The sequence below is a fragment of the Azotobacter vinelandii CA genome (assembly GCF_000380335.1).
GTDB classification, from domain to species: domain Bacteria; phylum Pseudomonadota; class Gammaproteobacteria; order Pseudomonadales; family Pseudomonadaceae; genus Azotobacter; species Azotobacter vinelandii.
Genome location: NC_021149.1, coordinates 4,977,075 through 4,989,313 on the forward strand (window position 1 = coordinate 4,977,075; position 12,239 = coordinate 4,989,313).

Sequence of the window (12,239 nt, forward strand, 5' to 3'; positions counted from 1 at the left end):
ACGAAACGGCGGCAAGGCCCAACCATGAGCGACAACCGGCCCGCCCGAGGCGATGGCCAGGCTCACCGATCGAGGAGGAAAAAACGTCATGAACAACGTAGTCGACATGGAACGCGCCCGCAAGAAACGCCGTATCAGGGACTGCGTCGCGTACATGGATCGACTGTGCGTGGAGCTGCTGGAAAACCCGGCGACCACCCCCAGCGTACGGCAACTGGCGCAGGACATGTTCCGCAAGCGCTTCGGCTTCGATTATTTCGAGTGTGTTTGAGACCGTCCCCGGCCAAAGATACAGGGACGGACACCGCCCTCCGTTCGCGAGCATCTCGAAACGAAGAGCCATAGACCCTTCCCGATGGGATTGCCGATGGGGAAAACCGGATTGCGCGGTACGATCGGCCGCCCCGCGAGACGAATGAAACCGCCTATTCGCCGAGCTTCCGTGGTACGACTCGCGAAATCAAACCTATCTCGAGGATCGCCCTGTCGAACTCCGCCGGGTTCATTTCCCGGAGTCTTTTCATGAGTTGAATGGCATTTTCCGAGATATTTTCCGCATTGACCTGCTTTATCCGCTCGGTCTTGGAATAAAGCTTTTCAAGTTTCCCCACCGCCTCCCGCAAGTTGGAAAACTCCGGATTTTCCCTGTTCAGACTATAGAGCAGAGCCTCGATGATTATTCCCAACTGCCTGCCGTAGGAATAGTTCTCGAATATTTCCTTCTCGACCTGCGCAATGCCCGCGCCAGGCTGTATCGCATCGAAAAACCAATTGATGTCGGGATCTATTCTCTGAGTGACACCACCGCTCAATGGAAAATAAATTCGAGGCATCCAAAACCAGAGCCAGGGAAACATCCTGTCACCTCTATGAATAACTGCACCCGGGCCAGTATATACCACGGCGCCAATCGTCCACTGCGCCAGTGGCACGCCGCCCGGGCCGGGCAGCCGGCGACGCATTCGACGTGAACGCCCCAAGGAGGAATCCGTCCCACGTACACCCATAATGGACAGGGAAACGGCCCGGTCGGGCAAGGCGCTCCCCCCGGCGAGTCCCCACTCGCCCACCCGCCCGCAGAAAAGAGGCCAGAATGAAATCCATCCGGCCAGCCGGTTCGCTGCTTCGGGGACCATGGGCCGATGCCAGGGAGAAACGCCAATGAATGCAGCCCCGTTCGACTCCACCACGATGCTGGCGCTGTTCCTCGTGACAACGCTGCTGGCCCTGGCCCTCTACAACCGCTACCGGACCCGCCGGGCCGAACGCGAACATCCGCCGAGCGGGCGCTTCGTCACGGTGGACGGGGTACGCCTGCACTACCTCGACCAGGGCCGGGGATCGCCGGTCGTGCTGCTGCACGGCAATGCCGTGACCGCCGAGGACTATGTCCTGAGCGGGGTGTTCGAACGGGCCGCCAAGGTCCATCGGGTCCTCGCCTTCGACCGTCCCGGCTACGGCTACAGCGAGCGCCCGCTCGGCACCCTGTGGACCGCGAGCCGGCAGGCCGAACTGCTGCACCGGGCGCTCCGGCAGCTCGGCGTCGAGCGCCCGGTGATCGTCGGCCACTCCTGGGGAACGCTCGTCGCACTGAAGATGGCCCTCGACCACCCGGACGACGTGGCCGGCCTGGTGCTGCTCGGCGGCTACTACGCGGCGACCGTCCGCCTCGATGTACTGGCGGCGGCCCCGCCGGCGATTCCCCTGCTCGGCGGCGCCCTGCGCCACACCCTGACGCCGATCCTCAACGGCTCCCTGCTGCAGTTGACTTTCAAGGTCATGTTCGCCCCGCTGCCCGTCCCGGAACGCTTCAGGCGCGAATTTCCCCATCAGTTCCCGCTGCGGCCCCTGCAGATCCGCGCCGAATCCCAGGATGCCGTGACCCTGATCCCGGCCGTGATAACGATGCGCCAGCGCTATTCCGAGCTGCGCCTGCCGACCGTGATCATGGCCGGCACCCGGGATCTGGTGGTCGACGAGCGGCACGCCGACTGGCTCCACCGGCGGCTGCCGGGCAGCCACCTGCAACTGATCCCGGAGGCCGGCCACATGCTGCACTACGCCGCGCCGGGCCAGGTGGTCGCGGCCATCGAGCGCGTCGCGGCCGAAGCACCGATGCCCCACTAATTATCGGAGGCTCTCGATCGTGAATGTCGTATGTCGCGGTAGCCACGTCGCCACAGAGGACGCTCCGTGTGGCACGCTCACGAACGGGCGGGACAGATATCGACGAAATACGGACACGGAAAGGCCATTCAATGTCAAACCATCAGGACAACACCGGCATCGGCGCCTCATTCGCCAGCGGCTGGCAGCGAGAAAAGACCTGGATACTTCTATTCCTGGCAACCGTCGCATTGCTCACTTTTAGTTTCATATTAGAGTCACTCATATATAAAACATACAAAGGTACAATAGGGAACATATTCGAAGAAAATTGGAAAATCCTGGTCTGGATCCCTGTCCTTGGTGCACTCTGGGCACCCATCGTCATATACCTGTACAGACGTTGGAGAAAAAACAGCGTTCGCTACAGCTATTGGATAGTGCTCATACTTGGCTTGCTAAGCTACCTAATACTTACTCTAATAATTTCCTCGTGCAGCGTGATATTATCGTTCCTCACCCTGGAAGGCTTCGATCGCTCCAACCCTTATGATTATATTTATGCCTTTTCCGAGTGCATGTTTCTCTATACCATGATAGCATTCCACAATCTGATAAACTTCTTCATCTCGATACCCTTGGCGTTCAAGCTTTTCTGGTCGAACGATAAATCATACCCCCAAACCAGTTGACCGAAAGCCTCGGCGAAAGGAATGTCAATCGGAAAGAATGAATTCCAGCCCTTGAGTCAGAACTCCTGACAAAACTCAACCATGGAAAGGCCATTCAATGCCCAACCATCAGGACACCACCGGCATCGGCGCCTCATCCGCCAGCGGCTGGCAGCGAAAAAAGACCTGGGCACTCTTGTTCTTGGCAACCGTCGCATTGCTCATTTTTGGCTTTCTATTAGAGGTATTTATATACACTACATACAAAGGCACAACAGGGAACATACTTGAAGAAAAATGGAAAATTCTGGCCGGAACTCCTGCCTTTGGCGCACTCTGGGCATCCATCGTCATATACCTGCACAGGCGCTGGAGAAAAAACAGTATTCGCTACAGCTACTGGATAGCTCTCATACTTGGATTTCTCAGTTACCTGATATTTACTCTAACAATTTCTTCAGTCGAATTAATATTGTCGATTTTGAATCTGGAAAATTTCGACCGTACAAATCCTTACGACCACATTCATGCATTCTTCGAATGTATATTTCTATATACCCTGATAGCACTCCACAACCTGATAAATTTCTTCATCTCGATACCCTTGGCGTTCAAACTTTTCTGGTCGAGCGATAAATCATACCCCCAAACCAGTTGACCGCAAGCCTCGGCGAAAGGAATGTCAATCGGAAAGAATGAATTCCAGCCCTTGAGTCAGGGCTCCTGACAAAATTCAACCATGGAAAGGCCATTCAATGTCCAACCATCAGGATACCAGCGGCATCGGCGCCTCATCCACCAGCGACTGGCAGCGAAAAAAGACCTGGATACTTCTATTCCTGGCAACCGTCGTATTGCTCAGCCTCGGGTTTCTGGCGCAGGCTTTCGTACATGCCCTATATAAAGGCGAGTTGGAGCCCCTGTTCGAAGATAAATGGAAATTTCTGGCCTATCCTCTCGCTTTCGACGCATCCTGGGCAGTCGTCATCCTATATCTATACAAACGCTGGAGGGCGAGCGGCGATCGCTACAGCTATTGGATGGCTCTCCCACTGGGCCTGCTCGGCTATTCGATGCTCAGCCTGATATTTTCCTCACTCGACTTGATAGTATCGACCCCCGCCCTGATCGAGTCCGGCCGGACAAGCCCCGGCTATTATGTCTACGCGCTTTTCCAGAGCATGCTTCTCCTCAGCCTGCTGGCGCTGCAAAACCTGGCGAACTTTTTCATTTCGATACCCCTGGCATTCAAGCTCTTCTGGTCGCACGATAAAACCCGGGACCGCTAGGAGCGTCCCGCTCCTCGTACGAGCCTCCCGTCCGCCTCAAGGCTCGGTCGCGGGGGGACGGTCCGGCGGTGCCGAAGATCCGGACAGATACAGGTAAACCACCCGGTCATCGATGAGCAGGTCCTTCGGAACCGTCTTGCCCTGCGCCAGACGCTTGAGCATCCAGTAGCTCTGGCGGCCCATCTCGCGGCTATCGATGTCCAGGTAGGCCTGCACCAGCCCCTCGTCGAGCAATTCGAGCTGGGCCGCATCCGGCTCGTTGGTGGTCATGATGATGACCGGGTGGGAAACATGCTCGCCGAGTTCGCCCAGCCGCTGGCGGAAGGTCGCGGCCTGGAGGGACGGCCAGGCGGCGATGCTGATGACGACATCGACCGAGTTGCCGTCCAGGAGGGTAGCGAGCTGGAGCAGCGCGGTCTGCTGATCGTCGGAGGAATAGAGCGGACAGCGGTTCAGTTCGCGCCAGCCGTTCTCTCCGTCCAGCCGGTCTCCATCGCGGGCGGCGCCGAGCTGCCGGCGAATGCCCTGGAGACGCTCCTGGAGATTGGTGTCCTGCAGGTTGCCACTCAGTATGCACAACCTCCCGCCTTGCGGCCTGAAGTGCTGGGCGAGCCTGGCCAGCCGCCGGCCGAAGAGCTGGTTGTCCAGGCCGACGTAGCCGAGACGCAGGTGCCGTTCCGCGGGTCCCAGGTCCGAATCGAAGGTGATGAGGGGCGTCCGGCTCGCCCGTTTCAGGGCATGATCGGCCAGCCACTGCGAATGGGTCACGGACAGCGCGATGCCGTCCAGCCCCATGTCGAGGGCCTGCTCCAGGGCCTGGTTCTGCCGGCGGAAATGCGTCGGACCCGCCGCGCCCAGCAACAGACAGGTGTCGCCTTGGGCACGGGCGGCTTCCGCACAGCCTTCGCCGGCCTGGATGAAGAACGGATGGTCGACCCGCTTGGCGACCAGGGCGAAGCGCAGGGGCTCGGCATCGGCGCCGGAGGCGAGCAGTGCCCCGAAAAGCGGGCCCGCCAGGGAAAGGAAGCGGGGGTATGGCCGTTCTTTCAAGGTGAATCCCTTGCCTTGCCGTTCCATCGAGCCGAACGGAGCTATCCGGATAGGGCGAACCGATGTTGTCCACCGATGCGCGGAGCGGGGACGAGCCTGATTATAAGACCGCGCCATGCTGCAATTTCGCGACCCGCGCCCTCGTCGGACGGCATGGCGTCCTGGACGAAGGCTATAGCGGAAAATCCTCGCCCAGCACCGCGCTCAGCGCGGCGCGCGCGTCCTCCAGTTGAACCAGCGAAGCATGTCGCGCGCCCAGGGTGTCGCGGTTCTGGATAGCGGTGAGGATCGCCTTGTGCCGCGGCAGGGCCAGTTCGTGGAGGTTGGGCCGCCGGTTGGAATGGGTCATCGACTCGCGCAGGGCCAGCGAGAACATGTTGCACAGGTGCGCCAGCAGCTCGTTATGGGTGGCCTCGGCGATGCGGCTGTGAAAGTCCAGGTCGGGCTCCAGGAAACTCTCCGGGCTCTTGGCCGCCTCCATGCGCGCATAGGCCTCGGCGATGGCTTCGAGATCCTCGGGGGTGGCGTTGACCGCGGCCAGCGCGGCCGAAGCCGGCTCGATGATGCAGCGCACGCTGGACAGCTTGTCGAAGAACTCGCCCTGCGGGCTGCTCTGCATCAGCCAATGCAGCACGTCCGGGTCGAGCAGGTGCCAGTCACAGCGCGGCCGCACCACGCTGCCGACGCGCGGCTTGGACTGGACCAGTCCCTTGGCCACCAGCACCCGGGTCGCCTCGCGCAGCACCGTGCGGCTGACATCGTAGTCCTCGCAGAGCTGCGCCTCGGCAGGCAGCCGCTCCTCGGGCTTGAGACGGCCGGAGACGATCAGGCGACCGAGTTCGTGCACGATGCGGGCGTGCTGGCTCTTGCGGGGTTTGGGCTGGCGGTAGTCCATCGGTCTGCGGCGGTTCCGGGGAAGCCCGGCATAGTAGCACCGACCGCGGGTGGTTCAGAGGGCCGGCGCGAACCGATGGCGGGCTGGGGCCCCGCAGCCACTCCTTATCGGGGTCTTGCTCCGGGGGAGGCGGTCGATGGCGCTTCGGTGGGAGCGGACTCATTCGCGATACTTCCGGTTTCGCGCTTCATCGCGGATAAATCCGCTCCTCTCCTACCCGGCGGCAGCCGAAGCCCCGGAAAGGGCTTGATCTCAATGCGAATGGCGCGGCACCTCCGCGCCACGGCAGCCGACCAGGAAATCGAAGTCGCAGCCCTCGTCGGCCTGCAGCACGTGGTCGATGTACAGCCGCCGGTAGCCGCCGTCCCACAACAGCGGGGCCGGCGGCGCCAGGTCGGCCAGGCGCGCGGCCAGTTCCTCGTCGGAGATGTCCAGGTGCAGGCGGCCGCCGGCGCAGTCCAGTTCGATCATGTCGCCGTCGCGCACCGCCGCCAGCGGGCCGCCGGCCGCCGCTTCCGGCGCCACGTGCAGGACCACGGTGCCGTAGGCGGTGCCGCTCATCCGCGCATCGGAAATGCGCACCATGTCGGTGATGCCCTTGGCCAGGACCTTCGGCGGCAAGCCCATGTTGCCCACCTCGGCCATGCCCGGATAACCCTTGGGCCCGGCGTTCTTCATGACCAGGACGCAGGTTTCGTCGACGTCTAGCGCGGGGTCGGCGATGCGCGCCTTGTAGTCGTCGAAGTTCTCGAACACCACCGCGCGGCCGCGATGCTGCATCAGCGCCGGGGTGGCGGCGGACGGCTTGAGCACCGCGCCCCTGGGCGCCAGGTTGCCACGCAGCACGCAGATGCCGCCGTCGGCGCGCAGCGGGTTGTCCAGCGTGCGGATCACCTCGTCCTCGCCGTAGATCGGCGCCCGCGCGCAGTTGTCCCCCAGTGATTTGCCGTTCACCGTCAGCGCTCCGGGGTTGGGCAGCAGGCCGCCCTCGTCCATCCGTCGGATCACCGCCGGCAGCCCGCCGGCGTAGTAGAACTCCTCCATCAGGAAACGCCCGGAGGGCTGCAGGTCGACAATGGTCGGCATGCCGCGGCCGATGCGGGTCCAGTCATCCAGTTCGAGCGACACGCCGATGCGCCCGGCGATGGCCTTGAGGTGGATCACCGCGTTGGTCGAGCCGCCGATCGCCGCGTTGACCCGAATGGCGTTCTCGAAGGCTTCCCTGGTGAGGATCTTCGACAGGCACAGATCCTCCCAGACCATCTCGACGATGCGCATGCCGGAGAGGTGCGCCAGTACGTAACGGCGCGCATCCACCGCCGGGATCGCCGCGTTGTGCGGCAGCGAGGTGCCCAGCGCCTCGGCCATGCAGGCCATGGTCGAAGCGGTGCCCATGGTGTTGCAGGTACCGGCCGAGCGCGACATGCCGGCCTCGGCGGAAAGGAATTCGTCGAGGCTGATCTGCCCGGCCTTGTAGGCCTCGTGCATCTGCCAGACCACAGTGCCGGCACCGATGTCGCGGCCCTTGTGCTTGCCGTTGAGCATGGGTCCGCCGGTCACCACGATGGCCGGCACGTCGCAACTGGCCGCGCCCATCAACAGGGCCGGGGTGGTCTTGTCGCAGCCGGTGAGCAGTACCACCGCGTCCACCGGGTTGCCGCGGATCGCTTCCTCCACGTCCATGCTCGCCAGGTTGCGGGTCAGCATCGCCGTGGGACGCAGGTTGGATTCGCCGTTGGAGAACACCGGGAATTCGACCGGGAAGCCGCCTGCCTCCAGCACGCCCTTCTTCACGTGTTCGGCGACCTTGCGGAAGTGGGCGTTGCACGGGGTCAGCTCCGACCAGGTGTTGCAGATGCCGATGATCGGCTTGCCCTGGAACTCGTGGTCCGGGATGCCCTGGTTCTTCATCCAGCTGCGGTACATGAAGCCATTCTTGTCGGTACTGCCGAACCAGGCGGCGGAACGGAGGGGACGCTTGTCGGACATGGGGAAGGTCTCTTGTTGATTTAGTAATACTATATTGAGCAACGCAGGACAAAATTACCCGCATAAAAAGCAAATTGGAAGAGTTGATCCTTAAAATAGTATTACTATATAGTCCGCTGGCATCGCGGAGACGGTCCTCGCCGCTCCGCCCCGGTCCTTACAACAACAACTGGAGACCGCAGCACATGAGCCCCGAAACGCGGCTTGTCCGCCAGATCACCGTCAAACTCATCCCATTCCTGATCCTGCTGTACCTGATCGCCTACATCGACCGCTCCGCGGTCGGCTTCGCCAAGCTGAGCATGGGTGCCGACATCGGCCTCGGCGATGCCGCCTACGGCATGGGCGCCGGCCTGTTCTTCATCGGCTATTTCCTCTTCGAGATCCCCAGCAACCTGATGCTCGACCGCTTCGGCGCACGCCGCTGGTTCGCCCGCATCCTGTTCACCTGGGGCCTGATGACCATGGGCATGGCCTTCATCGACAGCGCGGGCGGCTTCTACGTCATGCGCTTTCTGCTCGGCGCCGCCGAGGCCGGCTTCTTCCCCGGCGTGCTCTACTACATCACCCAGTGGTACCCGGTCCGCCATCGCGGCAAGGTGCTCGGCCTGTTCATCCTCTCCCAGCCGATCGCCATGCTGATCACCGGTCCGCTGTCCGGCCTGCTGCTGGGGCTCGACGGCCTGACCGGCCTGCACGGCTGGCAGTGGCTGTTCCTCGCCATCGGCGCCCCGGCGGTACTGCTGGCCTGGCCGACCCTGCGCATCCTCCCGGACCGCCCGGACCAGGTGGACTGGCTCAGCGGCGAACAGAAGACCTGGCTGCTCGGCGAGCTGGAGAAGGACCGCCAGGACTACGGCCAGACCCACCACGAGAACCCGCTGCACACCCTGAAGGACAAGCGCGTGCTGCTGCTGGCGCTGTTCTTCCTGCCGGTCACCCTGAGCATCTACGGCCTCGGCCTGTGGCTGCCGACCATCGTCCACCAGTTCGGCGGCAGCACCCTGGCCACCGGCTTCATCGCGGCGGTGCCCTACGTCTTCGGCATCCTCGGCCTGCTGGTCGTGCCGCGCAGCTCGGACCGCCTGAACGACCGCTACGGGCACCTGGCGGTGCTGCACGCCCTGGGCGCCTGCGCCATGTTCTTCAGCGCCTGGCTGGGCTCGCCGGTCCTGCAACTGGCCGCGCTGTCGCTGGTCGCCTTCAGCCTCTACTCCATCACCGCGGTGTTCTGGACCCTGCCCGGACGCTTCTTCAGCGGCGCCAGCGCGGCGGCCGGCATCGCCCTGATCAACTCCTTCGGCAACCTGGGCGGCTACCTGGGACCGTTCGCCATCGGCGCGCTCAAGGAACACACCGGCAACCTGGCCTCGGGCCTGTACTTCCTGTCCGCCGTGCTCTGCTTCGGCCTGCTGCTGACCGGCATCGTCTACCAGCGCCTCGAGCGCCGGCAGGCTCAGCAGCCGGCCCACCTGGGCGGCGTCTGAAACGCCCGCCACTCACAAGACGAGGATTCGAAAATGCGCTTGATTCAATTCGAACTGGCCGGCGGCGCACGCCGCGTCGGCCTGGTGGACGGCGGCCTAGTCCGCGAGGTGCGGGACGCGACGAGCACCCGCGAACTGGCCCTGGCGGCCATCGCCGCCGGCCAGAGCCTGGCCGGCCGCATCGAGACCCTGGGCCTGGGCGAGGCCCACGACTACGCCCTGCTGCTCGCCGAGCGGCGCGTGCTGGCCCCGCTGGATCACCCGGACCCGGCCCATTGCCTGGTCAGCGGCACCGGCCTGACCCACCTGGGCAGCGCCTCCGCCCGCGACAAGATGCACCAGCAGAACCTCGGCGACGACGCCGCCCTGACCGACACCATGCGCGTGTTCCGCTGGGGCCTGGAGGGCGGCAAACCGACCACCGGCCAGGCCGGCGCGCAGCCGGAGTGGTTCTACAAGGGCGACGGCGGCATCGTCGTGCGCCCCGGCGCGGACCTGCCGTTGCCGCCGTTCGCCGAGGACGCCGGCGAGGAACCCGAATTGGCCGGCCTCTACGTGATCGGCGACGACGGCAAGCCATACCGCCTGGGCTTCGCCCTGGGCAACGAGTTCTCCGACCATGTGATGGAACGCCGGAATTACCTGTACCTCGCGCATTCCAAGCTGCGCTTCTGCAGCTTCGGCCCGGAACTGCGCCTGGGCGAGCTGCCGCGCCACCTGTCCGGCTTCAGCCGCATCCGCCGCGACGGCGCGGTGCTGTGGGAGAAGGAGTTCCTCTCCGGCGAGGACAACATGTGCCACAGCCTGGAGAACCTGGAATACCACCACTTCAAGTACGCCCAGTTCCTCCGTCCGGGCGACGTGCACGTGCATTTCTTCGGCACCGCCACCCTGTCCTTCGCCGACGGCGTGAAGACGCAGCCAGGCGACCGCTTCGAGATCGGCATCGCCGAGTTCGGCGAGCCGCTGAGCAACGACATCGCCCCGGCGGAGCCGGAACTGCGGGCCGGCGGCGTGGGCCGGCTCTAGCCCGAGCGGCGTGCGCGCCCGGCGCACGCCACGTTCCTGTCGTCTTCGAACCCAAGTCCAAGGAGTCCCTCATGCCCCGGATCATCGGTCACAACTACATCGCGGGAACCCGCAGCAACGCGGGCGACATCCGCGTCCACAGCGTCGACGCCAGCACCGGCGAAAAGTTGTCCCATGACTTCTACCAGGCCACCCCCGCCGAGGTGAACGCCGCCGCCGAGGCCGCCGCCACCGCCTACCCGACCTACCGCGCCCTGCCCGCCGCCCGCCGCGCCGACTTCCTCGACGCCATCGCCGCCGAACTCGACGCCCTCGGCGACGACTTCGTCGCCCTGGTCGGCCGCGAGACCGCCCTGCCCGCCGCGCGCATCCAGGGCGAGCGCGGCCGCACCAGCAACCAGATGCGCCTGTTCGCCCAGCTCCTGCGCCGCGGCGACTTCCACGGCGCGCGCATCGACCGCGCCCTGCCCGAGCGTCAGCCGCTGCCGCGCGTCGACCTGCGCCAGTGCCGCATCGGCCTCGGCCCGGTCGCCGTGTTCGGCGCCTCCAACTTCCCGCTGGCCTTTTCCACCGCCGGCGGCGACACCGCCGCCGCCCTCGCCGCCGGCTGCCCGGTGGTGTTCAAGGCGCACAGCGGCCACATGGCCACCGCCGAGTGCGTGGCCGACGCCATCGTCCGCGCCGCCGAAAAGACCGGCATGCCCGCCGGGGTGTTCAACATGATCTACGGCAACGGCGTCGGCGAGGCGCTGGTCAAGCACCCGGCGATCCAGGCGGTCGGTTTCACCGGCTCGCTCAAGGGCGGCCGCGCCCTCTGCGACATGGCCGCCGCCCGCGCGCAGCCGATCCCGGTGTTCGCCGAGATGTCGAGCATCAACCCGGTGCTGCTGCTGCCCGAGGCGCTCAAGCGACGCGGCGAGCAGATCGCCCGGGAACTGAGCGCGTCGGTGACGATGGGTTGCGGGCAGTTCTGCACCAACCCCGGGCTGATCCTCGGCCTGCGCTCGGCGCAGTTCTCCGCCTTCCTGGAGGTCTTCGTCGCCGCCATGGCCGAACAGGGCCCGCAGACCATGCTCAACGCCGGCACCCTGAAGAGCTACGAGCAGGGCATCGCCGCCCTGCATGCCCACTCCGGGGTCAGGCACCTGGCCGGCCGGAAACAGGAAGGCGGGCAGGCCCGGCCGCAACTGTTCCAGGCCGACGTCGCCCTGCTGCTGGACGGCGACGAACTGCTGCAGGAAGAGGTCTTCGGCCCGACCACCGTGGTCGTCGAGGTCGCCGACCAGGCCGAGCTGGTCCGCGCCCTGCAGGCCCTGCACGGCCAGCTCACCGCCACCCTGATCGCCGAGCCGGCGGACCTGTCCGCCTTCGCGTCCCTGGTGCCGGTGCTCGAGCAGAAGGCCGGGCGCCTGTTGGTCAACGGCTACCCGACCGGGGTGGAGGTGTGCGATGCGATGGTCCACGGCGGCCCTTACCCGGCTACCTCGGACGCCCGCGGCAGCTCGGTGGGCACGCTGGCGATCGAGCGCTTCCTGCGCCCGCTGTGCTACCAGAACTACCCGGACGAACTGCTGCCGGACGCGCTGAAGAACGCCAACCCGCTGGGCATCCTGCGCCTGGTCGACGGCCAGCCGAGCCGCGAGGCGCTGTAAAGCCCCCCTCTCCCCCGGCCCCACTCCCACACCTGGGCGAGGGGAGAAGGCTACACCGCCGCCTCCCCTCT

11 protein-coding genes are annotated in these 12,239 nt (G+C 64.6%); 7 read left to right on the forward strand and 4 right to left on the reverse strand.

Annotated elements, in window-relative coordinates:
* Window positions 1–88: 88 nt before the first annotated feature.
* Window positions 89–271, forward strand: a complete 183-nt coding sequence (locus AVCA_RS22465; RefSeq protein WP_231876186.1) for a hypothetical protein — start codon at window positions 89–91, stop codon at window positions 269–271.
* A 154-nt stretch (window positions 272–425) separates the two neighbouring features.
* Here the strand turns inward: AVCA_RS22465 and AVCA_RS26955 are convergent, their stop codons facing one another.
* Complete coding sequence (locus AVCA_RS26955) at window positions 426–1,136, reverse strand: hypothetical protein (protein ID WP_231876187.1); 711 nt, start codon at window positions 1,134–1,136, stop codon at window positions 426–428.
* Between the two features lie 25 nt (window positions 1,137–1,161).
* Between AVCA_RS26955 and AVCA_RS22475 the strand changes: the two genes are divergently transcribed.
* The 3 genes from AVCA_RS22475 (at window position 1,162) to AVCA_RS22485 (ending at window position 4,066) form a co-directional block, all read left to right on the forward strand.
* Window positions 1,162–2,127 carry an alpha/beta fold hydrolase gene (locus tag AVCA_RS22475; RefSeq protein ID WP_012703379.1) on the forward strand — a complete coding sequence of 322 codons (966 nt, stop codon included), beginning with the start codon at window positions 1,162–1,164 and terminating at the stop codon, window positions 2,125–2,127.
* 768 nt (window positions 2,128–2,895) lie between these two features.
* On the forward strand, window positions 2,896–3,435 hold the full coding sequence (locus tag AVCA_RS26960) for a hypothetical protein (protein WP_072432464.1): 540 nt from the start codon (window positions 2,896–2,898) through the stop codon (window positions 3,433–3,435).
* A 97-nt stretch (window positions 3,436–3,532) separates the two neighbouring features.
* Entirely contained in the window at window positions 3,533–4,066 is a 534-nt protein-coding gene (locus tag AVCA_RS22485) for a hypothetical protein (RefSeq protein ID WP_012703381.1), read from the forward strand.
* 36 nt (window positions 4,067–4,102) lie between these two features.
* On the opposite strand, the gene AVCA_RS22490 is transcribed toward AVCA_RS22485, so the two are convergent.
* The 3 genes from AVCA_RS22490 to AVCA_RS22500 form a co-directional block, all read right to left on the reverse strand.
* Window positions 4,103–5,116: a substrate-binding domain-containing protein gene (locus AVCA_RS22490; protein WP_236616300.1), complete on the reverse strand. Its 1,014-nt coding sequence runs from the start codon at window positions 5,114–5,116 to the stop codon at window positions 4,103–4,105.
* 172 nt (window positions 5,117–5,288) lie between these two features.
* A complete protein-coding gene (locus AVCA_RS22495; protein WP_012703383.1) occupies window positions 5,289–6,011 on the reverse strand; it encodes a FadR/GntR family transcriptional regulator in 723 nt (240 codons plus the stop codon).
* A gap of 252 nt (window positions 6,012–6,263) precedes the next feature.
* A complete protein-coding gene (locus AVCA_RS22500; RefSeq protein WP_012703384.1) occupies window positions 6,264–8,000 on the reverse strand; it encodes an IlvD/Edd family dehydratase in 1,737 nt (578 codons plus the stop codon).
* 185 nt (window positions 8,001–8,185) lie between these two features.
* On the opposite strand from AVCA_RS22500, the gene AVCA_RS22505 reads away from it, so the two are divergent.
* From AVCA_RS22505 to AVCA_RS22515, 3 genes are all read left to right on the forward strand, one after another.
* A complete protein-coding gene (locus AVCA_RS22505; protein WP_012703385.1) occupies window positions 8,186–9,487 on the forward strand; it encodes an MFS transporter in 1,302 nt (433 codons plus the stop codon).
* A 33-nt stretch (window positions 9,488–9,520) separates the two neighbouring features.
* A complete protein-coding gene (araD1, locus tag AVCA_RS22510) occupies window positions 9,521–10,516 on the forward strand; it encodes an AraD1 family protein (protein ID WP_012703386.1) in 996 nt (331 codons plus the stop codon).
* 71 nt (window positions 10,517–10,587) lie between these two features.
* Entirely contained in the window at window positions 10,588–12,168 is a 1,581-nt protein-coding gene (locus AVCA_RS22515; protein WP_012703387.1) for an aldehyde dehydrogenase (NADP(+)), read from the forward strand.
* Window positions 12,169–12,239 lie beyond the last annotated feature (71 nt).